This is a genomic window from Mycobacterium sp. IS-1556 (assembly GCF_001499985.1).
Lineage (GTDB): Bacteria > Actinomycetota > Actinomycetes > Mycobacteriales > Mycobacteriaceae > Mycobacterium.
This window is the reverse complement of the sequence record NZ_LQIM01000002.1, coordinates 1-22903: the sequence shown is the minus strand read 5'-3', so window position 1 is coordinate 22903 and position 22903 is coordinate 1. Positions and strand designations below refer to the sequence as shown.

The following is a 22903-nucleotide window of genomic DNA, read 5'->3' as shown; positions in this document are numbered from 1 at the left end:
CACGCCGCATTTCGTGTGCAGTTGGTGGTCGCTCGCGGGGCATGCTTTTCAGGTGCCTGTCAACAGAAGTCGTCGCGCGAGGGCTGCCCGCAAACGGAAGCGCCGGCTCGACGCCGTCGACCATGACCTCACGGCAGCCCAGTGGGAGGCCATCAAAGCCGCGTGGAGTGGTTGCGCGTATTGCGGTGTGACCGACCGGCCGCTGCAGCGCGACTGCGTGATGGCGATCAGCAGAGGTGGCCGCTACACGATCGACAACGTCGTGCCCGCCTGCGCCTCCTGCAACACCAGCAAGTGCAATGACGAGGTGACCGGCTGGCTGCGTCGCAAGCGCCTCGACGAACGCCGGTTCCTCGAGCGCTACGTCCAGATTCGCGCCGCGTTGACAGTCAGCGCACCCTGATTACGCCGGGGTGACGCCGGCGCTCATAACCCGCACCGCGCTGATCAGCCCGTCCATCAGGTTGCCGTCCTTGAAGGACGCCGCCGCAGCGGAGACTCCCAACGGAGCGGACTCCTCGATGCCGCGTCCCTTGACGGCGGCGCCGTAGACCACCTCGATCGCGTGCTGGTCCGGCGAGACCGCCAGCAGCACAGCGTTGTCGGGGGTGGGCACCTGAGCCAGGATCGCGCGTGCAGTCGCCGCGGTGTCGACTCCGAGGTCACCGATGTAGACGGCGAAGCGCGCCTTGGCCGCACGGGAGCCGTACTTGAGCGCGTCGTCGAGAACCACCAGGTCTTTGACCGGGAACGGGTAGTCGACCGACAGCGCCCCCGGCTGGGTGACGCCGGAGATCCGGCCGCTGGAGGTGACCACCCATCCCAGGGGGAGATCCGAGCGCTCGACCGCGCCCCGATGGCCGGTTACCGCAACATCACCACTTGCCACTTGCGCCGCCTCCAATCGTCGCCGCATGCGTGTCGTGGCCGTGCCCGTGATCGGCCGGCTCGTCGGACGCCCACAGGATCGGGGCGTGCTTCCAGGGCTCGGACATCTTGTAGGTCGCCGGGTGCGGGCCCTTGTGGCGCCAGATCAGCGCGGCAAGCACGGCCGTCAGCCCGAGCGGCACCAATATCAATAGCGCATGTGTCAGTGCGGTGCTCACGTCGCAAACCGTATACCAGCCGCGATTACGCCGCGCCTTCGCCTAGATATCGCACCCACGCCGGGTCGAGTTCCTTCAGGCTCGACAGCAGCCGCCAGTGCTGTCCCTTCGGCGGGATCGGAACCGTGCGCAGCGTCCATCCCAGCTCGCCGAGTAGCCGGTCGGCTTTGCGGTGGTTGCACGTCGAACAGGCGGCCACGCAGTTCTCCCAGGAGTGGGCTCCGCCGCGGCTGCGCGGCACCACATGGTCGACGGTGTCGGCCTTGCCGCTGCAATATGCGCAGCGAAACCGGTCACGGTGCATCAGCGCCGCGCGGGTCATCGGGATGCGCGCGCGGTACGGCACCCGCACGTACGACCGCAGGCGGATCACCGACGGCACCACAATCGAGCGGGTCGCCGAATGGATCACCGGGCCGCTGGGGTCGTCGTGAACCACGTCGGCTTTGCCGCACATCAGCATGATGACCGCCCGCCGCATGGGCAGAGCGGTCAACGGTTCGTAGGTGGAGTTCAGCAGGAGGACACGGCGGCGGCCCCAGATCGAGGCCTCGGTGGTACTTGGCGGATGGATGTCGACGCTGCGTAGGACGCGCGCTTGCGCGCCCGGTACCACCGACCCGGCTAGGGCGGTCGCGGCACCGTGACTCCGCTGGCCGGCCCTTCTGGACGGGCCTTTCTTGCGATGCGCCATACGTCCTCCGTCCGACAGTTCACCACGGATCGCGGACAATCGCACGACAATTCTTTGCGTGTTCGCAGGTCAGTCCGGTGAACATCGAGTGACCCGACCGGCTGACCTGGTCAATCCAGCAACAGGGAACAATGGTGGCGTGACACAGCCCCTGCAGTCGTTCTACGACGAAGTCGGTGGCCACGAGACGTTCCGCGCGATCGTGGGGCGGTTCTACGAGCTTGTCCGCGAGGACGAGATTCTGCGTCCGCTGTATCCCGAGGAGGACTTGGAAGGCGCCGAGGTGCGGCTGCGGATGTTCCTGGAGCAGTACTGGGGCGGGCCGCGCACATATTCCGACCAGCGCGGGCATCCGCGGCTGCGGATGCGCCACGCCCCGTTCCGCATCGGCTACCTCGAACGCGACGCGTGGCTGCGCTGCATGCACAGTGCGATCGCCGAGATCGATTCTCAGACGCTCGACGACGAGCATCGCAAAGAGCTGTTGGCCTACTTGGAGATGGCCGCCGATTCGATGGTCAACTCGCCGTTCTGATGACGCCCTGGTGGTCGCACGCGCTGTTTTACCAGGTCTACCCGCGGTCGTTTCAGGACAGCGACGGCGACGGCGTTGGCGATCTCGACGGTGTGACCGCCCGGCTGGACTACCTCAAGGCGCTCGGAGTCGATGCGATCTGGCTCAACCCGGTGATGGTCTCGCCGATGGCCGACAACGGCTACGACGTGGCCGACCCGCGCGACGTCGACCCGCTGTTCGGCGGCATGGCGGCGCTGGACCGTCTCACCGCCGCAGCCCACGACCTGGGCATGAAGGTGACGATGGACCTGGTGCCCAACCACACCAGCTCGGCGCATCCGTGGTTTCAGGCGGCGCTCGCCGCGAGCCCCGGCAGCGACCAGCGCGAGCGGTACATCTTCCGCGACGGCACCGGACCGCACGGTGAGCACCCGCCGAACAACTGGTTGTCGATCTTCGGCGGGCCGGCCTGGACACGGGTGATCGAAGCGGACGGCAACCCCGGCCAGTGGTACCTGCACCTGTTCGACGCGTCGCAGCCCGACCTCAACTGGGAGAACCCCGAGGTGTTCGACGACCTCGAGCGGACGTTGCGGTTCTGGCTCGACCGCGGCATCGACGGCTTCCGCATCGACGTCGCGCACGGCATGGCCAAGCCGCCCGGGCTCCCGGACATGGCGGTGGTCAAAGGCGAGATGCTGCTGGCCGAAATGGACGACGACCCCCGCTTCAACAATGACGGCGTGCACGAGATCCACCGCCGGATCCGCCGGGTGTTCGACGACTACCCGCAAGCCGTTGCGATCGGCGAAGTCTGGGTCTACGACAACGAACAGTTCGCCCGCTATGTGAGACCCGACGAGTTGCACCTCGGCTTCAACTTCCGTCTGCTGCGATCGGCATTCGACGCCGCAGACATTCGGCATGCGATCGAAAACTCACTCACCGCAGCAGAATTGGCCGATGCGGTGCCCACGTGGACGTTGGCCAATCACGACGTCGACCGCGTGCCGACCCGTTACGGCGGCGGACACGTCGGGCTGGCGCGCGCACGAGCGATGGCGCTGGTGATGCTCGCACTGCCCGGGGCGGTGTTCATCTACAACGGCGAGGAACTCGGCTTGCCGAATGTCGACCTGCCCGACGAAGCGTTACGGGATCCGGTGTGGGAGCGGTCCGGACACACCCGCCGCGGGCGCGACGGCAGCCGGATCCCGATGCCGTGGGAGGGCGAAGCTCCGCCCTTCGGGTTCTCCGAGTACCCCGAGACCTGGCTGCCGATTCCGCCGGAATGGACGCAGTTGACCGTGGCGCGCCAACTCGAGGATCCGGAGTCGACGCTGTCGTTCTTTCGTGGGGCCTTCCAATTGCGGTGTAGCCGCGCTGAATTCGACGGGCCCACCATCGAGTGGCTCGACTCCCCCGCCGACAGCCTGGTGTTCCACCGCGGCGGCGGGCTGGTGTGCGTGCTCAACGCGGGCACCCGATCGATCCCGCTGCCGGAGGGCGAGATCTTGCTCGCCAGCGGAGCGTTGGTCGACGACGGGCTGCCGCCGGACACCGCCGCCTGGCTGGTGTAGCTCTTCTCTTTCGCACACTCGCGCCAGCGAAACTACCGCAGGACGACGGCGGGGTCGCCGCGGCGGCGATACACCGAGCCGAACCGTGCGTCGATGCGCAGCCACGTCGGGAGTACCCGCACCCGCACGATTTCCTCCGCAGACACCGCCGACCCCGCTTGTGGCAGGAAACCCATTGCCGTCAACGCGAATACACATCGCATCGGGATTCCGACGCTGTCCGCGCCCGAACTCACCGCGACCACCTCCTGGTCCAGCAGCGACACCGGCGGTCCGTGGTTGCTGGAATGTTGCTTGGCCAGCGCCCCACCACGCTCGGCGAGGTCGAGCATGACGCGGGCGGGCACATCGTCCAGGTGGACGAAGCCAGACTCCGGCGGTAGCGCGCCGTGCCACGCGGAGTCCAGCGCGAAACCCGGTTCGACATACCCGCTGCGGTCCATCGCGCGCAGCCCGGCGGCCAGCGTGTCGGCACCGGCGGTCAGATCTGGCGGGTTGACCTCACCGCTGACCACCCGGCTGGCCAGCACGTCGAATCCCGTTGCCACCCAGGCGACCACAAGCCTGCCCGGCCGTTGGCGCAGCCGGATCACCGCCGCGTCGTCGAGGCGCATCGCGCGCTCGGCGAAAGCGGCCAGGTCGTCGCGGTGCGGCGTATCCGTCAGCCAGAGACCCCGCTCTGATCGCGTCATCGGGTCCAGCGCCGCAGGTATTCCCGTTGTTGCTCGGAAAGTCGCTGCAGCCGCTGCTCTTTGATGTGTACGGCCGCCAACTGAGTGTCGGCGATCACCGCCGGCTTCGCATCGGCGGCTGCACCAACCGGGCGCACTTCGTACCCGATGGTGAAATCGACTGCGCGTACCCGTTTGGACCACATGGTCACCTGCAGCGGTGAGTCCACCAGTCGCAGTTGAGCTTTGTACGAAATGTTGACCTCGGCGATGAGCAGCCCGATGGTTTCGATCTCCGGGCCGAACGGCTCACGTAGAAACGGAATCCGGGCTTCCTCGAGGATCGTCACCATGGTGGCGTGGTTGATGTGCTGATACATGTCGATGTCCGACCACCGGACATGCACCGGCGCGACGAAACCGTTGGTCACCGAGACGTCCCCGTTCCACTGGTGCGGGTCATGCTACGGATCTGGCGGGCCGCCACCGACAGCGTCGCCAGGTCGTGCTCACCGCTCTCGTAGATCTCGGTGAGCGTGCGGCGCGCGCGGCTCACCCGTGACCCGTTCGTCGCCTCCCACTCGGCGATCTTCTCCTCACCGGTCTCCTCCGGCTCGCCGACGGCGAGCACATCGATGCACAGCGCCCGCAGCGAGCCATAGATGTCGTCACGAATCGCCAACCGCGCCAACGAATGCCACCGGTCTTCTCGCTGCAGCCGCGAAACCGCGGTGAGCAGGGTATCGGTGTTGAGGTTATCCATCAACGCGAAGTAAGTGTCGGCCACCTCGTCCGGTTCCCGGTCGGCGATGTCGGCGATGTCGATGATGTCGAGCAGGCTGAACTGGTAGAGCCCCGTCGCGATGAGGTACGCCAGATCCTCCGGCACCCCCTGGGAGGCGAAGTCGGCCGCTTCCTTGGTGACGATGGCCTCGTCGTCGCCGCGCAACCATTCCGACATCCGCGGCGTCAACGCGGCGACCTTCGCGGCGAACCGGTTGGTTTCGGCGCCCACCGCCAAGGGCTGCGGACGGTAGTTGAGCAGCCAGCGGCCGGCCCGGTCGACGAGCCGGCGTAGATCCAGCGTCATCCGGTCCGAGACCGCCACGGGCACCCCGGTCGCGCTCGCGGCACGGATCTGGCGCCAGATGTCGTTGATCCGGAAGATCGCGTTGGCGGCGGCATAGCTGCGAACCGCGTCGACCGGACCCACTCCCACGTCCTCGGTGATGCGGTAGGCGTACGTGATGCCGCTGGTGTCGACCAGATCGTTGACGAGCATGGTGGTGACGATCTCCCGACGCAGTTGATGCGCGCGGATCTCGCTGCTGAACTGCTCACGCAGTTTTGCGGGGAAGTACCAGGGCAGGCGTGCCGCGAACGCCTCCTGGTCAGGCAGCTCGCTGCTCAGCACATCGGCTTTGAGCGCCAATTTCACATGTGCCATCAGAGTCGCGAGTTCCGGTGAGGTGAGCCCGATTCCGATGTCGGTGCGGCGCCGGATCTCCTTTTCCGACGGCAACGCCTCGAGCTCACGGTTGAGCCCGCGGTCGGCGACGAACTCCTTGATCATCCGCGAGTGCACGGGCAGCAGGCTGGCCGCGTTGGCGCGGCTGGTGCCCATCAGGTCGTTCTGGTCCTCGTTGTCCTCGAGCACCAGCCTGCCGACCTCGTCGGTCATCGACAGCAGCAGGTCGGTGCGCTCTTCGGCGCTGACCTTGCCGGCGGTGACCAGCGAGTCGATCAGGATCTTGATGTTGACCTCATGGTCGGAGCAGTCGACACCCGCGGAGTTGTCCAGCGCGTCGGTGTTGATGCGCCCACCATTGAGGTCGAATTCGATGCGCCCCAGCGCCGTGACACCGAGATTGCCGCCTTCGCCGATCACTTTGGCGCGCACCTGGTTTCCGTTCACCCGGACGGGATCGTTGGCCCGGTCACCGACGTCGGCGTCGGCCTCCGTCTCGGCCTTGATGTATGTGCCGATGCCGCCGTTGAACAGCAGGTCGGCGGGAGCCTTCAGGATCGCCTTGATCAGGTTGGGCGGCGTCAGCTCTTCGGCACCACCGTCGATTCCGAGCGCGTCGCGGGCCTGCGGGCTGATCCGAATGGACTTGTGCTCTCTGCTGTAGACGCCACCGCCCTCGCTGATCAACGACGGGTCGTAGTCCTCCCAACTGGACCGGGGCAGATCGAACAGGCGCTTGCGTTCCTCCCACGACCGCGCCGCGTCCGGGTCGGGATCGATGAAGATGTGCCGGTGGTCGAATGCGGCCAGCAGGCGAATGTGCTTGGACAGCAACATCCCGTTGCCGAACACGTCGCCGCTCATGTCGCCGACGCCGACGACGGTGAAGTCCTCGGACTGGGTGTCCACGCCCATCTCACGGAAGTGGCGCTTGACCGATTCCCACGCCCCCTTGGCGGTGATGCCCATCGCCTTGTGGTCATAGCCCACCGAACCGCCGGAGGCGAACGCGTCGCCGAGCCAGAAGCCGTAGGACTTCGCGACCTCGTTGGCGATGTCGGAGAAGGTCGCGGTGCCCTTGTCGGCGGCGACGACGAGATAGGCGTCGTCACCGTCGCGGCGCACCACATCGGGCGGCGGCACCACCTCACCGGTGGCCTTGTGGACGTTGTCGGTGACGTCGAGCAGGCCGGCGATGAACAGCTTGTAGCATGCGACGCCCGCGTTGCGCTGCGCGTCGCGATCGGCGGCGGGGTCGCCGGTGGGTGTCGGTGGCTGTTTGACGACGAAGCCGCCCTTGGCGCCGACGGGCACGATCACCGCGTTCTTGACGGCTTGCGCCTTGACGAGGCCGAGGATCTCGGTGCGGAAGTCTTCGCGTCGGTCCGACCAGCGCAGACCGCCGCGGGCGACGTATCCGAACCGCAGATGGACGCCCTCCACCCGCGGCGAGTACACGAAGATCTCGAATTTGGGCCGCGGCAACGGCAATTCGTCGATCAATGCGGGATTGAGCTTGAACGAGAGCACGTCCTGTGCGCGCGCGGACTGCGGGTTGGTGACGAAGTAGTTGGTGCGCAGCGTGGCCTGGATCATCGACGCGAACGCGCGCAGCACCCGGTCGGTGTCCAGGCTGACGAGCGCGTCGATGTCGGCCGACACCGCTGCCGCGGCGGCCTGGGCGTCGCGGCGCTTCGGCGTGCTCTCATCGGGGTCGGCCGCGGGGAAGAACAGCGCCTCGAACAGCTCCACCAACGACCTCGCGGTCTTGGCGTTGTCGTTGATGACCGCCTCGATATGGGACTGACTGTAGGGAAAACCCGCCTGCCGCAGATACTTTGCGTAGCTGCGCAGCACGCTCACCTGCTGCCAGTTCAGGCCTGCCCGCATCACCAGTTCGTTGAACCGGTCGATCTCCACGCGGCCCTGCCAGATCGCGGTCACCGCGTCGGCGAACCGCGCCGCGGTCTGGTCGCGCTCGTCGGGCGCTATGCGGGGGATGGATTTGTGCGGCGAGATCTTGAACTGGTAGATCCACACCGGCAACCCGTCGGGCCGCACCACGGTGAAGGGCCGCTCTTCGAGCACCACCACGCCCATCGACTGCAGCATCGGCAGCAGATCGGACAGCGATGCTGAGTGGCCGCCGAGGTAGAGGGTGAGCTGTGCGGTGCCTTCTTCGTCGGTGTCGACGAGCACCGGTTTGATCGAATTGTTCTGCAGCTCTTCGATGATCGCGATGTCGTCGATCGCTCCGAGCGGTGAGACCGACTGTTTGTACGACTCGGCGAACGCCGTCGAATAGTGCTCCGCCTTGCGCTGGTCGATCGAGCCGGTCTTGACCGCGCCGATCAGCCGATCGCCCCACGTCCTGGCGGCCTCGGTGAGCAGATTCTGGATCCGCGTCTCGTTGTCGGCGGACGTGTCGATGTCGCGGGGCTTGGTCGAGTCCGGCATGCGGACCGAGAAATGCACTACCGCCCAGGGCGATTCGCTGACCCGCGCGGTGTATTCGATACTGACGCCGCCCAGTTCGCGAACCAGGATGTCCTGCATCTCCAGGCGAACCGCGGTGGTGTAGCGGTCACGCGGCAGATACACCAGGCATGACACGAAATGGGCGAGCGAGTCGGCGCGCAGGAAGAGCAGGGTGCGCCGACGCGAGCCCAGGTCGACGACGGCCGTCACCATGTCCAGCAGGTTCTGGGCTGGCAGCGCGAACAACTCGGATCGCGGAATGGTCTGCATGATGTCGAGCAGCAACTGTCCCGGATGGCTCGGATCACGCCGGGCCAGTGCCAGCGCCTCGTTCACCCGACGCGAGATCAGCGGTATGTCCACGACGTTGGCGTTCATCGCCGCGACCGTGAACAAGCCGACGAAACGGTGCTCGATCGCCGCGGCGCCCTGGTTCTCGCGGACGACGACGATGTACGGGTAGGCGCCGTAGCGCAAGTAGCTCGGAATGGTGGCCTGCGCCAGCACCAGCAGCTCGTCGGTGCTCGTCAGCTGCGGTAGCGCGTCGTGGCGCAGCCGCAGCACCCCCAGCCGACTGGCCGGGTCGACCGCCGACCGCCCGTCGCGGACCTGACAGCGCTGGTAGCCCAACACCACGAAGTGTCCGTCGGCCAGCCAGCGCAAGAGGGCCGCCACATCGGCGCGATCCGAGCCGGCGAACCGGTTACCCGAATCGGCGTCGAGTTCATGGGCAAGCCAGCGCATCGTCGACGACAGCGCGTCCGAGTCGCGCGCGACCTGTCGGGCGTCGGCCAGCACGCTGGGCAGTAGCTGCGCCACGCGGGCGACGGCCGTCATGTCCACCGTCGGCGCCAGCTTGACGTGGATCCACACCTCGTCGCCGCGGGTGTCGCGGCCGTCCTCGCCGATCGGCGCCACCTCGATCAGCTCGCCGTCCGGTCCTCGGCGGACCCGGAAGACCGGATTCATGATCGCTGTGTACGCGACACCGAAGCGGTGTAGCAGCACCGTGACCGAGTCGAGGACCATCGCGGTGTATTCCGTGACGATCTGCAGCGCGGGTCCGAACCCGGCCGGGTCGTCGGCGGCGTAGACCTCGACGCGGGTGTCGCCGGCCCGCCTGCTGCGGGCCAGCCGGTGATGCGCGCTGACGAGGCCGGGGGGAACCATGTCGTGCACCGTCACGGTCATCGGCATCGTCACCGCGGCGTCCGCCGAGGGCGCGTCGGCGTGCGGGCCGCGGTACGTCTCGAGATAGGCACGCGAGAGCCGCGCCGTGGTCTGGTCGTCCAATGCCGGTGAACGTCCCGGCCCGGCCACGCCGGCGGGACTTCCGTCGGCTCCCGGAGTCACCGACATGACCTTAGTATTCCCCCAGTCGCTTCGCTCTTACCCCGCCGGATCAGTCGCGCGTGAGCTTTCGGTGGGTCACCCTGTGCGGACGCGCGGCTTCGATACCGAGTCGTTCCACCTTGTTCTCCTCGTAGGCACCGAAGTTGCCCTCGAACCAGAACCACTTGGCTTCGTTGTCCTCGTCGCCCTCCCACGCCAGGATGTGCGTGCACGTGCGATCGAGGAACCAGCGGTCGTGGGAGATCACGACCGCGCAGCCGGGGAAGCTTTCGAGTGCGTTCTCCAGCGATGACAGCGTCTCCACGTCGAGGTCGTTGGTCGGCTCGTCGAGCAGGATCAGGTTGCCGCCCTCTTTGAGCGTCAGCGCCAGGTTGAGTCGGTTGCGTTCACCGCCCGAGAGCACCCCGGCGGGCTTCTGCTGATCGGGGCCCTTGAAACCGAACGCGGACACATAGGCGCGAGACGGAATCTCGTTCTGCCCCACCTCGATGTAGTCCAGCCCGTCGGAGACGACCTCCCACACGTTCTTCTTCGGGTCGATGCCCGCACGGCTCTGGTCGACGTAGCTCAGCTTGACCGTCTCGCCGACCTTCACCGTGCCGCTGTCGGGCTGCTCGAGGCCGACGATGGTCTTGAACAGCGTCGTCTTGCCGACGCCGTTGGGGCCGATGACGCCGACGATGCCGTTGCGCGGCAGCGTGAACGACAGGTCCTTGATGAGGGTGCGGCCGCCGAACCCCTTGTCGAGGTGCTCGACCTCTACGACGACGTTGCCCAGACGCGGTGGCGTCGGGATCTGGATCTCCTCGAAGTCGAGCTTGCGGCTCTTCTCGGCCTCCGCGGCCATCTCCTCGTAGCGCTGCAGCCGGGCCTTGCTCTTGGCCTGCCGGGCCTTGGCGCCCGAGCGCACCCACGCCAGCTCGTCTTGGAGCCGCTTCTGCAGCTTGGCGTCCTTGCGACCCTGCACCGCGACGCGCTCGGCCTTCTTCTCGAGGTAGGTCGAGTAGTTGCCCTCATACGGGTAGGCGCGTCCACGGTCGAGTTCGAGGATCCACTCGGCGACGTTGTCCAGGAAGTACCGGTCGTGGGTGACCGCGAGGATCGCGCCCTTGTACTCCGCGAGGTGCTGTTCGAGCCACTGCACGCTCTCAGCGTCCAGGTGGTTGGTCGGCTCGTCGAGCAGCAGCAAGTCGGGTTTGGACAGCAGCAGCTTGCACAGCGCGACCCGGCGGCGCTCACCACCGGACAGGTGCGTGACCGGTTCGTCGGGCGGCGGACAGCGCAGCGCGTCCATCGCCTGCTCGAGCTGGGAGTCGATGTCCCAGGCGTCGGCCGCGTCGAGTTCCTCCTGCAGCCGCCCCATCTCCTCCATCAGCTCATCGGAGTAGTCCGTGGCCATCAGCTCGGCGACCTCGTTGTAGCGGTTGAGCTTCTCCTTGATCGCCACGCCCTCTTCGACGTTCTCGCGAACGGTCTTCTCCTCGTTGAGCGGCGGCTCCTGCTGCAGGATGCCCACGGTCGCGCCGGGTTGCAGTAGTGCATCGCCGTTGTTGGGCTGGTCCAGCCCGGCCATGATCCGCAACACACTCGACTTGCCCGCCCCGTTGGGGCCGACGACGCCGATCTTCGCGCCCGGAAGAAAGTTCAGGCTGACGTCGTCCAAGATCACCTTGTCGCCGTGCGCCTTGCGGACCTTCCGCATCGAATAGATGAATTCGGCCATGCCGTGATGTGCCTTTCGAAAATCGCGAATCTCGGGTGATGCTCGCGGACCATCGTAGGCGGGGCCGCCTCGGCGCAGCCGAGAGAGCTACTCGAGGCGGCCGCGCCGGGCGTCTACCCGCGCTACGCGGTCAGGGGCAGCGCCGTGTCGGGCTGCTCCGCGTCGTCGTCATCATCCGGATTCACCGGGTGGTCGTCTGTTTCGGTGGACCGCTGGTCGGTCTGCTGCTTGATCCGATCGATACGTGCTGTGCAACGTGCCAGGTCGGGGCCGACGGATGTCGCGCGCACTTCGACCGAAGAGCGTCGGTTGCCGTCACGATCGTCGTACTCGCTGGTGTAGACCTGTCCGACGACGATGACGGGATCGCCCTTGACCAGAGCTGCACTGGTACCGGCGACCACGCGACCCCAGCAGTTCACCGTGACGAACAACGAATTGCCCGGCTCCCATGTTCCCTCGGCGGTACGGCGGCGCGAGTTGCTCGCAACACGGAACCGGACCATCTCCTGATCGCCGACCCGCCGATGGATCGGGTCGGTGACGATGTTGCCGACGATGGTGAACGGTGTCTCGAACATGATGATCTCCCTCGACTTGTTTGATTGCCGACGGCCCGGTGGCGCGTCGGTGACACCGTCATTGAGCGCCACGGCACCGACACAGGGACGCGACAAGCTCAGTCGGCTTGGTGGCCCTGTGGATGAATCGAGCGTTGGGGATGGTTCGCAAAGTCGCACGCTGCGACGATCGTCGCGGCGTTGCTCATCGACCGACTAAGTGAGTGTCCCCGTGACGATGCGCGCCTCGGCGAACGCGGCGAACATGTCCTCGTCGGGTAGCTCGAAGCCGTTGATGGCGTACGCCTCTTCGAGGGTCTGCGACGACACGTCCCAACCGCGCGCCGCCAGGAATTCGAGGACGTCGCTACGGCGCCCCGAGTACACAAGATCAGACAACTCGGTGTCCAGGCCGGACCTCCGAAAGCCCTCCAACACCCGTTCCGACCGGCCGTCGGCGAACACGGCGGCGTCAGGGACGTATTCGGTGGCCAGGTGGCTGCCCGGCGCGCTGAGCCGGGTGATGTTCTCGAACAGCTGGTCCTGCGCCTCCGGAGGCAGGTAAATCGTCAGCCCTTCAGCGATCCAGGCCGCCGGCTCAGATCGGTCAAAGCTGTTTTCCAGCAGCGCATTCGGCCAGTCCTCGCGGAGGTCGATCCCGATGGCGCGGCGCTCAGCGGTGGGGCGTACCCCGAGATCTGCCAGGGTCTTGGACTTGAACTCGATCACCGCCGGCTGATCGAGCTCGTATACGACCATGCCGGCCGGCCATGGCAAACGGTAGGCGCGAGTGTCGAGCCCGCAGGCCAGGATGACCGCCTGTCGCACCCCCGCCGCAGCGGCCCTCGTGAACAGGTCGTCGTAGAAGCGCGTGCGTACCGCCATCGCTTCGGCCGCCTGCTGCACCGTGAAGGTCCCGTCGTCGACTTCGCCGGTGCCACCGTCGAGCAGACGCGTCACGGAATCGGCGTTCACCGCCCGGACCAGCGGCTCGGCGTACGGATCGTCGATCAGCGAAGTTTTCGCCGCGACAGCGCGCTGGGCAGCGACCACGGTCGCGGTGGCGCCGACGCTCGTCGCCAGATCCCAACTGTCATCATCGCTTCGAGTCATCGTGATCTCCTCCATAGGTGAGCGTCCGGAATTCGTCGGCGAGTCGTTCGTAGAGGGCGCTGACCTTGTCGGCAGCAGCGTGCACGCGCTTGGTTGCCGGCGGGCGCGTCGGTTCGAAAGCCCGGCGCAACATGTTCGCCAGCTGGTCAGCCTTCTCGTCCAGGCTCAGGCCCAACTCGTCGGGCAGCATCGGCTCGGCAGCGAAGAAGCCGAAAACACTGGCGGTGAGGGGATAGTGAACGTCCTGCGCCGTCAGGCCCTCGCCAAGCAAGCCGTGCTCATCGAGAATCGACAAGTACTCGCGCCAGCCGGCGAAGTTGGCACCGCCCATCGCTTTCTGCGAGCTGTCGGCGACGAGCGCGTCCATCGTGTCGGTGTCCTGGGTGTAGATCGCGCGCAACACGGGCCGGTGCATCGCCTCCATGAAAACCCGACGCATCAGTCGATGCGGCATCACCTGAAGCGGATCGGCTCGGATCGCGGCCACTACGGCGTCAACCATTTCCGCGGTTTCTCGCGTGCCGACCGCGGACAACAACTGCTCGCGGGTGCGCCAGTGCAGGTAGACGGTTCCCTTGCCGACTCCGGACCGCTTGGCGACTTCGTCAATGCGGATACGCCGATAACCCCAGCGCAGCAACAAGTCCTTGGCGGTGTCGAGGATCCGATCCGCCCGTGCCCGTCGCGCGTTCACGAGTCCAATAGTTGACCAAAAAACGATTCTGGTCAATAGTCACGGGCCGAGACCGACGCTTTGGCTGGTTTACGGCCGCCGAATCGACCATTGCGTCGGTTTCGAGCGCGGCACTCATTTGCTCGGCCGCCAGCCCCGCGATAGCAAGGCGGTGCGCGCCTGCTCGACGATGTCAGCCGCCCGGTCCTCCTTGATGACGTGGACGACGTGCCAGCGGAGCCGCTGCAGCGCGCGGTTGACCTGGACGTCCAACACATATTGTCGCCGGCTGTTGAGGTGTTGTTCTCCGTCGTACTCGGCGCCGACTTTGAACTCCTCCCAGCACATGTCAATGCGCCGGATGTAGCGGCCGAATTCGTCATGAACCACGAATTGCGTTGTGGGGCGGGGTAGCCCGGCATCGATGAAGAGCAGCCGCAGCCAGGTTTCTCTCGGCGACTCGGCGCCGCCGTCGACGAGCGGCAACGCCACCCGCAGCCGCCGCAGACCACGCGCACCGCGATGACGTTTCGCCAGCAGCACCACATCCTCCGGAGCGAACGGACGCGCGCTCATCAACGCGTCCAATCGTTCGACCGCCTTGTCGCGCGGGAGGTGGCGGGCAAGGTCGAACGCGGTTCGGGCCGGGGTGGTCACGCGAATGCCCGCGACCGTGGTGACCTCGCCCTCGTCCAGCGTCTCGTCGCGGACGATCAACCCGCGCTGGCGTCGGATCGCTTTGACCACTTCGATCGGAACGTCATCATCGATCCACTTCGCCCCGTGAAGCGAGGATGCGGCCACGCCCGCGATCACCGCGTCAGGCGCGGCGAGAGCCACGCCGACGATCCTCTCGCGCAGCGAGACGTCGTAGCGTCGCGGCACGTAGATGCCGCGGTACAGCGGCCGATACTGACTGCACAGGCGGGCTCTCGTGAGGTGGCCGGCGGCTATGGCGTCACTGCCGATGAACGGAATCTCCACACTGCTTGGACGCAGTCGGCCGCGAGTCGGGCTCCCACTGTTGTCGAAACCGACGCAATGGTCGATTCGACGGCCGGAAACCAGCCAAAGCGTCGGTTTCGGCGCACGATGAGCCGGCTCAGCGCGAAGAACCGTCGCGCCGCGCGAGTTCGGCGAGCATCGCGTTATAGGCGGCGAGCTCCGCGTCGTCGTCACGGTCGGCGGCCCGGTCTATCCGCTGGGCGGTACGTCGATCGCTGCGGGACCACTGGATCAGCAACGCGAACATCACCAGCACGAGGGGGATCTCGCCCGCCGCCCACGCAATGCCACCACCGGTGCGTTGATCGGAGAGCAGATCGGTGTGCCAGCTCAGTTGCAGCGACCGGTAGAACGGCTCCCCCAGCACCGTCTTCATGCCCATCAGGACCACGCCGAAGAACGCATGCAGCGGCAGGGACGCGAACACCATCGCGACCTTGCCCAGCTGGGGAATCTGCCGCGGCGCCGGATCGATGCCGATCACGACCCAATAGAAGAGGTATCCGCTGAGCAGAAAGTGCAGGTTCATCAACACGTGGGCGCCGTGCTTGTCGACCGCGGCGTCGAACAGGCCACCGAAGTACAGCCCGTAGAAACCCGCCACGAACAACACCGTCGCCACGGCCGGATTGGTGAAGAACCGCGACACCCGCGAATGCAGCGCCGCCAGCAGCCACTCCCTGGCACCCGGCGGATCTCCGCGGCCGGCGGCCGGCAGCGCCCGCAGCGCCAGGGTCATTGGCGCGCCGAGCACCAGCAGGACCGGCACCAGCATCGACAGCACCATGTGCGCGATCATGTGCATCGAGAACATCGCGGGCATGTACCGGCCCAGCCCCGAGGACGTCGCGAACAGTAACGCCGCGCACCCGCACAGCCAGGCCAGCGTCCGGCCCACCGGCCAGGCGTCGCCCCGGCGGCGAAGCCGGCGTACCCCGAGCAGATATACCACCGCGAAGACGATCGCGGCGGTGCCGAAGATCAGATCGAAGCGCCAGTCGACGAGTATCCGCTCGAAGGTGGGCGGCCCGGCGAGGTCGTATCCGATCGCCACCTCGACCGGACCCGGTTGTGCGGCCAGCGGCGGTGGAGGCGTGCGCCCCAGTCCGACGGCGATTCCGAAGGTCGCCCCGAACAGCACCGCCTCGATCAGCGCCAGCCGGATCAACGGGCCCCGCGATTCCGGTTCGGCCGCCAGCGCGGCCAGGCCGCTGCGGCGCTGCCGCCAGCCGAACAGGCCGAGCAGGATCAACGCCGCCGCTTTGCCGACGACCAGCCAGCCGTACTCGGTGCGCAGCAGGTCGGCGGGTTCGATGCGCACCAGCGCGTTGATCACGCCGCTGATCGCCATCACCACGAAGCACCACAGCGCGAGGGCCGAGAAGCGGCGCGCAGCCAGACCGGCATGCCGGCCACCGCGCATGACGTGCGCCAGCAAGGCGAGCAGTCCGCCCGCCCACAGCGCCCCGGCGCCGAGGTGCAACAGCAGGCTGTTGGTCGCCAGGTCGTGGGCGCCGCCGGTCGAGGAGTGCCCGGTCAGGCCGAGCGGAATGAGGGTCGTCAATGATCCGGCCAGCAGCACCGGCGTCCACGACCAACGCAGCACTGGGAGGCTGGCCACGGTGACGGCCGCGGCGATGAACGCGCTCCACCGCCATGCGCCCGCGGTTTCGACGAGGCTCGCGGCCGACCAGACGGCCAGCGGGTCGAGGTTCTGGCGCAGCGGTTGGCCGGAGACGTCGGACACCGTCAGCGGGACCATCAGCGCCGCGCACACCGTCCACACCGCCGACGCGCCGGTGCCCAGGCGCAACGCCCGGTATCCGCCGGCGTCGAGCACACCGTTGGGCTGCGGCGGCGTGAGGAACGCGGCGAACAGGAACGATCCGATGGCGATCACCGCCGCGATCTCGCCGGCGGCCCGCACGAACGGCAGCCCGTAGGTGGTGACCGGGCCGGGATCCGGCAACCCGGTCGCGCTCAACGCGTCAGCCAGCGACAGTGCGCCGATGCCCGCGGCGACCGCGCCCGCCAACGCCGCGACCCCGATGAGCACCGGCCATACCGCGCGACTGCGCACACCCGATGCCACCGTGGTCATACCACCAGCGTATGACCAGGCTTCTTCAAGCGGCTCAGGTCGTCCCGCGGCGCGCGGCGCGACGCTCGACCTCGCGCGCGTAGAACTGCTCGCGGGCGATCTGCTCGACCTTGTCCATATCATGCAGGATCGCGCGGAGCTCATCGCGAAACGCGGTGCGCCGCTCGGCCAGATCGGCGGCGGGTTCCAGTAGATGCTGGTCGGCGACGACCTGGCGGGCCGTTGCGAACAGCAGCGCCGACACCGACTCGTTGCTGCGCACCCTGCTCTGCGCGACGTACTGGTTGCCCAAGCCGAGTGCCTTTTTCGTCAGGGCTTTCTCGTCGATCTCGGCGGGCGCATCGCGCAGCACGTCGGCGACGATCTCGTAGGCCTCGAAGAACGGTCGCAGCATGGCGGCGGCCAACAGGGGTTGTTTGGTGCGCAGCAGCGCGTCGACCTGGTGCTCGCCCGCCGAGACCTGTTCTTCCCAACCGTCATGCCAGGACAACTCTTCGGCGACGTGCTCACGGAACGCCGCCGAGTCGGCGAAGTAGAAGTCGAACTTCAGCAGGTCACGCAGCCGCATCACCTGGGACCAGAACGTCTCCAGCCGGTCGGATTCCGCGCGTCCAGCGTGTACCAGCGCCAACTCGACGAGCGAGGTCTCCAGAAACGCGTCGATGAGCGTGTTGCGGTAGAACGCCGCTTCGTGTTCGTCCTCGGGTGCGATCCGCCAGACGGGCTCACGACCGCCTTCGACACACGTCACGGGATGCCGGTTGGACAGCGCGTCGAGCGCCGCCCGGACACCTTCCGGTGTGCGTAACCGCAACGCGCTGTTCGTCATCGGGGTCTGCTTGCGCTCCAGGTAGTCCAGCGACGGCTGCAACGTGTGGTGAATCTGGTCGAGCGTCAGCGCGACCCCGCGGGTGGTGAGCAACAGCGCCGAGACCAGCGCGGAGGCGTTCACCGGCGTGGCGCGCAGAATCCGCCACGACACCTCGAACGCCATCTTCTGCAGCGCAAGGCGTTTGGCGTCGGCGTCGGTGGTCATCGGACCGTGGGGCGCGCCGAGATACTCGCGCATCGACACGGCCTCGGGGAAGCGGACGTAAATCTTGCCGTAGTTGCGCTCGCCCTGCGCCTTGATGAAGTTGTACATCCACGACAGGCTTTCGGGCGTTTTCTCGCCGCCGCGGGCGTAGGCGGCGTATTCGGCTGTCTCGTGCAACTGGTCGAAGCTGATCGACACCGGCTGCAACAGGATGTCCTCGCTTCGCCCGTCGAGGTAGGCGTCGGCCACGTAGGCGAGCAGTCCGAGCTTGGGCGGCAACATCTTTCCCGTTCGCGATCGGGTGCCTTCGATCGACCAGCTCAGGTTGAACCGCTTCTCCACGATGTAGCCGACGAACTGGCGCAGCACGTACTTGTAGAGCGGATCGTCGAGTTTGCGGCGCAAGAAGATCACACCGGAATGGCGCATCAGCGGACCCATGAAGCCGAACGAGAGGTTGATCCCCGCGAACGTGTGCACCGGCGGTAACCGGTTCTCCTGCATGGCGACCGGCACGATCACGCCGTCGAGATAGGACCGGTGCGAGAACAACAGCACGGCCGGATGGTTCTCCAAGTTGCGCCGCATCACCTCGACTTCGGCGCGGTCGTAGTCGATGTTCGGATCGAAGCCCCGGCTGAATATCGCGCGCCCGAGCGATGGGATCAGGTCGACCGAGAACCGGCTCCACCCGGTCGACAGCTCGTCGAGCATCTCCCCCGCGGTCTCCAGGTTTGCGCCCGGAATGCGCTCCAGGCCCTCCCGAAAACGGGCCGACGCCAACAACTCCGGTTTGATGAGTCGCGGTGACTTGTACTCCGGGCCCAACAGCCGCAGTTCGACGCGTTCGATGGCGAGGATGGCCCGGCGGATGACGAAACGCGCGAATTCGCGGGGGTTTTCGGCGACGGTGGTGTCGGCCCACTGCTGGCGCAGCTCGGAGACCTTCGCGGGTTCACCGGCGACGACGCGGGCTCGAGACGGGTCGCGGCGCAGAATGCGGCGCTGCAGGATCTCGGGCGGGCGGTAGGTGTCCCGGCCGGAGATCAGCGCGACCACCTTGGAGCGGGTGGGCAGTCCGCCCGGCACCCAGAACACGCGCACCGGCACGACGGAGCGGTCATCGCCGGCTTCGAGCTCACCCACGAGCTGGGCGAGCACGCCGGGCGGTGGATCATCGTCGGGCAACAGCAGCACGTCGATCTTGGAGCCGGGGTTCTCGCGCCGCTGCCGATCGAGCCAGTCGTCGAGCAGATCCCGTTCGGCCGCAGAGGAAGCCGACGCCAGCACCAACGCATCACCGGTGGGCGTGAACGGTGCGTACTGGTCGGCGGAGGGCTTCACGGACGGCCCTTCCCCGCAGACTTCGTTGCCGACTTCGTTGCCGGCTTCTTGGCCGCCGTCTTGGTGGCCGCAGACTTGGCCGCCGTCTTCTTGGCCGCAGACTTTGTCGCCGCAGACTTGGCAGCCGTCTTCTTCGCGGCTTTCTTCGGCGCGGGCTTCTTGCCGGCCGCTTTCTTCGTCGTCGAAACCCCGCGGGTGTACAGCTCCGGGGTGGGCAACTCGTCGTGCGGCCAGTCTCGCAGCGTGTCGAGGTAGAGCTGACGGACCTCGTCGATGCGTTCGGCGAGGTTGTCGTGCGTCCAGTCGTCGACAGGTATCGGCGGGTAGACCACCACGTCGACGGTTCCGGGGTTGAAGGTGCTCGAATCGCGGGCGGCGATCACCTCGGCGTTGCGAATCACGATGGGCACGATCGGGATTCCGGCCGACATCGCGATTCGGAACGGACCCTTCTTGAAGGGCCCGACCTCGGTGGTGTCCAACCGGGTGCCTTCCGGGGCGATCAGGATGGACAGCCCCTTGCGGGCCAACTCCTCGACCTTCTTCAGCCCCTCGACCGCCTTCTGTGGATCCTCGCGGTCGATGAATGCGGCGTCCATGATCCGGCCGAGGGTGCCGACAATCGGATCCTTCTCCAGTTCCTTCTTTCCCACCGACGTGAAGTTGGTATCCACCAGGTGGCCCGCGATCAACGGGTCGGCCTGGTTGCGGTGATTGAACAGGAACACCGCCGGCCGCTGCTTGGTCAAGTTCTCCTTGCCGAGCACGTTGACGTTGATGCCGATCGTGCTCATCAGCGTCCGACCGAAGGCCGCGGTGAAGAAGTTGACGCCGGTGCGCTTGTTACGGGTCAGCAGCCCCAGGCCGAGCGCACCGGCCGCGATCGGGCCCATCGCCGCGATTCCCGCAGCCGTGCGCAGTTGCGAAATCGGGCTTGCGCCACTGCGACTGGTGAAGCGCAGCACCGGCCATCCTCGTTTGGCCGCAACCGCGGCGAGCTTGCCCTCCGGGTTCGTCGGCCGGGGGTTACCGACGAGGTACATCAGCGCGACATCCTCGTCGCCGTCGGCGTAGAAGTAACTCTTGGACAGGTCGACGCCGTGCTCGGCGGCGAATTTCTGCACCGCCCTGGCCTTTCCCGGCCCCCAGATGATCGGTCGCTTCACCTCGCCGGTGAGCAACCCGTTCTCCTCGATCTCGAACTTGTTGCTCAGCACATTCTCGATGCCCAGAAACCGCGCGACGGGTTCGACCTGCACCGTCAGCGCCGATGAGCTGAGCACGACGGTGTGACCGCGAGACATGTGCGCGCGCACCAGTTCCCGCATCTCCGGATAGATACGGCTGACGATCTTCTGAACGAACAGCCGCTCGGCGAGCTCGTCGACGTCGGCGAGCGAATTGCCGCGCAGCATGCGCGCACCCTTGCCGATCAGGTCCTCGAACTCCGAGCGACCCAGCCGGTGATTGAGACCCGCCTGCACCATGCCGATGAACTCGCCCATCGACATCTGACGGCGGCGGAATCGGTCCTGCGTCATCACGACACCGGTGAAGCCGGCGACCAGGGTCCCGTCGAGATCGAAGAACGCCCCCACCTCGGGCCCTTGCGGGCTGGCCTGGATCTCGGCCACCGAGCCCGGCAGCCGCATGGTGCGCCGCGAGGACTGACCGTTTGGCGAAGTCATTGCGCTGCACTCCCATTGGGTGACGAGGAAACTGCGGACGTCGCGTCGACGGTGAACGAGGCGGGTTCGGCTCGGCCGTCGCCACCGAGGGCGAGGACCTCATCGAACCCCGCGAGCAGGCAGCGCGCCCACAAGTCCTGATCGGTGACTGCAGCGCGGTCGTAGCGGCTGGTGATCGTGCAGTAGCCGGAGCGTGACACCAGGACCACCATCATCGCCACCCCCGGCAGCGGGCCGAGCCCGTACTGCCGCAGGACTTTCGCGCCGGCGATGAACGTGTCGCCCGCATACACCGGGACATTGCTGGCCTGGACATCGGAATTGACGAACGAACCGGCCATCGACTCGAGCACCGAGTCGGGCAGCAGGCCCACCAACGGGGCAATGGCGCCGACCATGTCGATGGCCCGTTCCTCGCGCTTGGTGGTCATCTGCGAGCGGATGTGCCGGATGCGCACCTCGGGATCGCTGAGACCGATCGGCGCAGCGAGATTGATGCCCGCGAACCGGTTTCCGCCGGCCGGATCGGCGTCGGACCGAAGGTTGACCGGCACCGCCATCGGCAGCGTTTCGATCGGCACACCCTTGGCTTCGTGGTACAGCCGCAGCGCGCCGCACACGCCGGCCAGATACGCGTCGTTGATCGAGCCACCCGCCGCCTTGGCGGCCCGGTGCAAGATGCCGAACTCGATGTCGATCGCCTCGCTGCGCGACGACAGGCTGCGCCGCCGCAGCACCGGCGAGGGATCCGCGACGGGACCGACCACTCGCGCGCCCGACATCGCGTACTCGACGACGCTGCCCAACCGCGAGATCGGATCACGGATCACCTCCCCCGCGACGTGCGCGGCGCCGAACAGCGCTCCGCGCATCCGGCCTGCGATGGTGCCGGGCAGCCGGTTGATCCCTTGGCGCATCAGGTCGTTGGGCGACAGGTCCTGCGGGATGGGAAGCGGCGGGACCGGCTGTGGCGGCGGGTCACGCTCGAGGTCGTAGAGATTGGCGAACATCTCGACACCGCCGACACCGTCGGTGACCGCATGGCTGAGGTGAACGACGAGCGCGGCGCGGTCGCCGGAGAGCCCCTCGACGAGCGTGGCCGTCCACAGCGGCCGGGAGATGTCGAGCGGCGACTGAGCAGCGACCTCGGCGATGTCGAGCACCTGGCGGAAGGTGCCCGGTGCCGGGGCGCGAACGCGCCGCAGGTGGAAGTCGAGGTTGAAGTCGGGGTCGACGACCCACCTCGGCGCCACGGTCGGCAGCGTCGGCATCACGACCTTCTGCCGCAGCCGCAGCACCTTGCGGGAGGCGGTGTCGAACTTGGCGCGGAACGTATCCCAGTCCGGAGCGCAGTCGAGAATCTCGACGGTCATGATCCCGGAGCGGGTGCGTGGGTTGGCCTCACCACGGTGCAGGATCTGGTCCAGCGGGCTGAGTTCCTCGGGGAGTCCCGCCGCATCGAGTTCCGGCACGTCGCTCATGGGCCGTCGCAACCTCCTCGCTGTGACTGCTGTCGCCACCACGCTAGTCGGCCGTCGGTCCACGCGAGAGCCCTTTACTAGCTGTCTTGCCAGCAGGTAGGCGGGTTGAGGTGGTCCATCGGTTTGCGGCTTTTCCGTTAGGGTGAGTGCGCTGCCCCCGTAGCTCAGCGGATAGAGCAACCGCCTTCTAAGCGGTCGGCCGCAGGTTCGAGTCCTGCCGGGGGCGCAGGGATAATGTATTAGTGCGGTTGAGGCTTGACATTTCGTCTTCGGTTGATGGGCGACAGTGTTTCGGCTGATGGTTGACAGTTA

The 22903-nt window shown here is 66.9% G+C and carries 18 protein-coding genes and 1 tRNA gene; 4 read left to right on the top strand and 15 right to left on the bottom strand.

From position 1 onward, the window contains the following. Positions 1-52: 52 nt before the first annotated feature. Positions 53-403: an HNH endonuclease gene (locus AU187_RS03205; RefSeq protein WP_156425419.1), complete on the top strand. Its 351-nt coding sequence runs from the start codon at positions 53-55 to the stop codon at positions 401-403. Here the strand turns inward: AU187_RS03205 and AU187_RS03200 are convergent, their stop codons facing one another. Genes AU187_RS03200 through AU187_RS03190 form a run of 3 tightly spaced genes read right to left on the bottom strand, consistent with a single transcriptional unit; the run spans position 404 to position 1800 of the window. Next, a complete protein-coding gene (locus AU187_RS03200) occupies positions 404-889 on the bottom strand; it encodes a DUF5130 domain-containing protein (RefSeq protein ID WP_059102356.1) in 486 nt (161 codons plus the stop codon). Further along, the gene (gene ctaJ / locus AU187_RS03195) at positions 876-1106 is read right to left on the bottom strand and encodes an aa3-type cytochrome oxidase subunit CtaJ (protein ID WP_082683762.1); all 231 of its coding nucleotides are present in this window, start codon (positions 1104-1106) and stop codon (positions 876-878) included. The genes AU187_RS03200 and ctaJ overlap by 14 nt, the downstream gene beginning before the upstream one ends. A gap of 25 nt (positions 1107-1131) precedes the next feature. Beyond that, positions 1132-1800, bottom strand: coding sequence for an HNH endonuclease (locus tag AU187_RS03190; RefSeq protein WP_059102355.1), 669 nt, complete (start codon positions 1798-1800; stop codon positions 1132-1134). A 139-nt stretch (positions 1801-1939) separates the two neighbouring features. Between AU187_RS03190 and AU187_RS03185 the strand changes: the two genes are divergently transcribed. Both AU187_RS03185 and AU187_RS03180 read left to right on the top strand, forming a co-directional pair. Next, complete coding sequence (locus tag AU187_RS03185; RefSeq protein ID WP_059102354.1) at positions 1940-2335, top strand: globin; 396 nt, start codon at positions 1940-1942, stop codon at positions 2333-2335. After that, positions 2335-3897 (top strand): glycoside hydrolase family 13 protein, encoded by a 1563-nt coding sequence (locus AU187_RS03180; protein WP_059166234.1) that lies wholly within the window; start codon positions 2335-2337, stop codon positions 3895-3897. Before AU187_RS03185 ends, AU187_RS03180 begins: the two co-directional genes overlap by 1 nt. A 32-nt stretch (positions 3898-3929) precedes the next feature. Here the strand turns inward: AU187_RS03180 and AU187_RS03175 are convergent, their stop codons facing one another. From AU187_RS03175 to AU187_RS03120, 12 genes are all read right to left on the bottom strand, one after another. Continuing rightward, the gene (locus AU187_RS03175) at positions 3930-4589 is read right to left on the bottom strand and encodes a DUF8010 domain-containing protein (protein WP_082683761.1); all 660 of its coding nucleotides are present in this window, start codon (positions 4587-4589) and stop codon (positions 3930-3932) included. After that, positions 4586-4999, bottom strand: coding sequence for an acyl-CoA thioesterase (locus AU187_RS03170; protein WP_059102352.1), 414 nt, complete (start codon positions 4997-4999; stop codon positions 4586-4588). Before AU187_RS03170 ends, AU187_RS03175 begins: the two co-directional genes overlap by 4 nt. Then, positions 4996-9873, bottom strand: coding sequence for an NAD-glutamate dehydrogenase (locus AU187_RS03165; protein ID WP_059166233.1), 4878 nt, complete (start codon positions 9871-9873; stop codon positions 4996-4998). Before AU187_RS03165 ends, AU187_RS03170 begins: the two co-directional genes overlap by 4 nt. A gap of 43 nt (positions 9874-9916) precedes the next feature. Then, positions 9917-11590: an energy-dependent translational throttle protein EttA gene (gene ettA, locus AU187_RS03160; protein ID WP_059102350.1), complete on the bottom strand. Its 1674-nt coding sequence runs from the start codon at positions 11588-11590 to the stop codon at positions 9917-9919. A 122-nt stretch (positions 11591-11712) separates the two neighbouring features. Further along, positions 11713-12171 carry a single-stranded DNA-binding protein gene (gene ssb / locus AU187_RS03155; RefSeq protein ID WP_059166250.1) on the bottom strand — a complete coding sequence of 153 codons (459 nt, stop codon included), beginning with the start codon at positions 12169-12171 and terminating at the stop codon, positions 11713-11715. Between the two features lie 195 nt (positions 12172-12366). After that, a complete protein-coding gene (locus AU187_RS03150; RefSeq protein ID WP_059166249.1) occupies positions 12367-13263 on the bottom strand; it encodes an SAM-dependent methyltransferase in 897 nt (298 codons plus the stop codon). Next, complete coding sequence (locus AU187_RS03145; protein WP_286131855.1) at positions 13247-13957, bottom strand: TetR/AcrR family transcriptional regulator; 711 nt, start codon at positions 13955-13957, stop codon at positions 13247-13249. Before AU187_RS03145 ends, AU187_RS03150 begins: the two co-directional genes overlap by 17 nt. Before the next feature lie 114 nt (positions 13958-14071). Beyond that, positions 14072-14920 (bottom strand): type IV toxin-antitoxin system AbiEi family antitoxin, encoded by an 849-nt coding sequence (locus AU187_RS03140; protein ID WP_059166232.1) that lies wholly within the window; start codon positions 14918-14920, stop codon positions 14072-14074. 118 nt (positions 14921-15038) lie between these two features. Further along, on the bottom strand, positions 15039-17042 hold the full coding sequence (locus tag AU187_RS03135; protein WP_059166231.1) for a bifunctional copper resistance protein CopD/cytochrome c oxidase assembly protein: 2004 nt from the start codon (positions 17040-17042) through the stop codon (positions 15039-15041). 34 nt (positions 17043-17076) lie between these two features. Then, the gene (locus AU187_RS03130) at positions 17077-19422 is read right to left on the bottom strand and encodes a glycerol-3-phosphate 1-O-acyltransferase (RefSeq protein WP_059166230.1); all 2346 of its coding nucleotides are present in this window, start codon (positions 19420-19422) and stop codon (positions 17077-17079) included. Further along, positions 19419-21110 (bottom strand): HAD-IB family hydrolase/lysophospholipid acyltransferase family protein, encoded by a 1692-nt coding sequence (locus AU187_RS03125; protein ID WP_059166229.1) that lies wholly within the window; start codon positions 21108-21110, stop codon positions 19419-19421. The genes AU187_RS03130 and AU187_RS03125 overlap by 4 nt, the downstream gene beginning before the upstream one ends. Continuing rightward, positions 21107-22591: a wax ester/triacylglycerol synthase family O-acyltransferase gene (locus AU187_RS03120; protein ID WP_059166228.1), complete on the bottom strand. Its 1485-nt coding sequence runs from the start codon at positions 22589-22591 to the stop codon at positions 21107-21109. The genes AU187_RS03125 and AU187_RS03120 overlap by 4 nt, the downstream gene beginning before the upstream one ends. Before the next feature lie 153 nt (positions 22592-22744). On the opposite strand from AU187_RS03120, the gene AU187_RS03115 reads away from it, so the two are divergent. Next, positions 22745-22817: transfer RNA gene (locus AU187_RS03115), tRNA-Arg, on the top strand. The last annotated feature ends 86 nt before the right edge of the window (positions 22818-22903 follow it).

What these genes read in the sequence shown, in the direction of transcription:
- AU187_RS03190 (WP_059102355.1), bottom strand. Translation starts at nt 1,800, where the DNA reads ATGGCGCATCGCAAGAAAGGCCCGTCCAGAAGGGCCGGCCAGCGGAGT.
- AU187_RS03180 (WP_059166234.1), top strand. Translation starts at nt 2,335, where the DNA reads ATGACGCCCTGGTGGTCGCACGCGCTGTTTTACCAGGTCTACCCGCGG.
- AU187_RS03175 (WP_082683761.1), bottom strand. Translation starts at nt 4,589, where the DNA reads ATGACGCGATCAGAGCGGGGTCTCTGGCTGACGGATACGCCGCACCGC.
- AU187_RS03165 (WP_059166233.1), bottom strand. Translation starts at nt 9,873, where the DNA reads ATGTCGGTGACTCCGGGAGCCGACGGAAGTCCCGCCGGCGTGGCCGGG.
- ettA (WP_059102350.1), bottom strand. Translation starts at nt 11,590, where the DNA reads ATGGCCGAATTCATCTATTCGATGCGGAAGGTCCGCAAGGCGCACGGC.
- ssb (WP_059166250.1), bottom strand. Translation starts at nt 12,171, where the DNA reads ATGTTCGAGACACCGTTCACCATCGTCGGCAACATCGTCACCGACCCG.
- AU187_RS03150 (WP_059166249.1), bottom strand. Translation starts at nt 13,263, where the DNA reads ATGACTCGAAGCGATGATGACAGTTGGGATCTGGCGACGAGCGTCGGC.
- AU187_RS03135 (WP_059166231.1), bottom strand. Translation starts at nt 17,042, where the DNA reads ATGACCACGGTGGCATCGGGTGTGCGCAGTCGCGCGGTATGGCCGGTG.
- AU187_RS03125 (WP_059166229.1), bottom strand. Translation starts at nt 21,110, where the DNA reads ATGACTTCGCCAAACGGTCAGTCCTCGCGGCGCACCATGCGGCTGCCG.
- AU187_RS03120 (WP_059166228.1), bottom strand. Translation starts at nt 22,591, where the DNA reads ATGAGCGACGTGCCGGAACTCGATGCGGCGGGACTCCCCGAGGAACTC.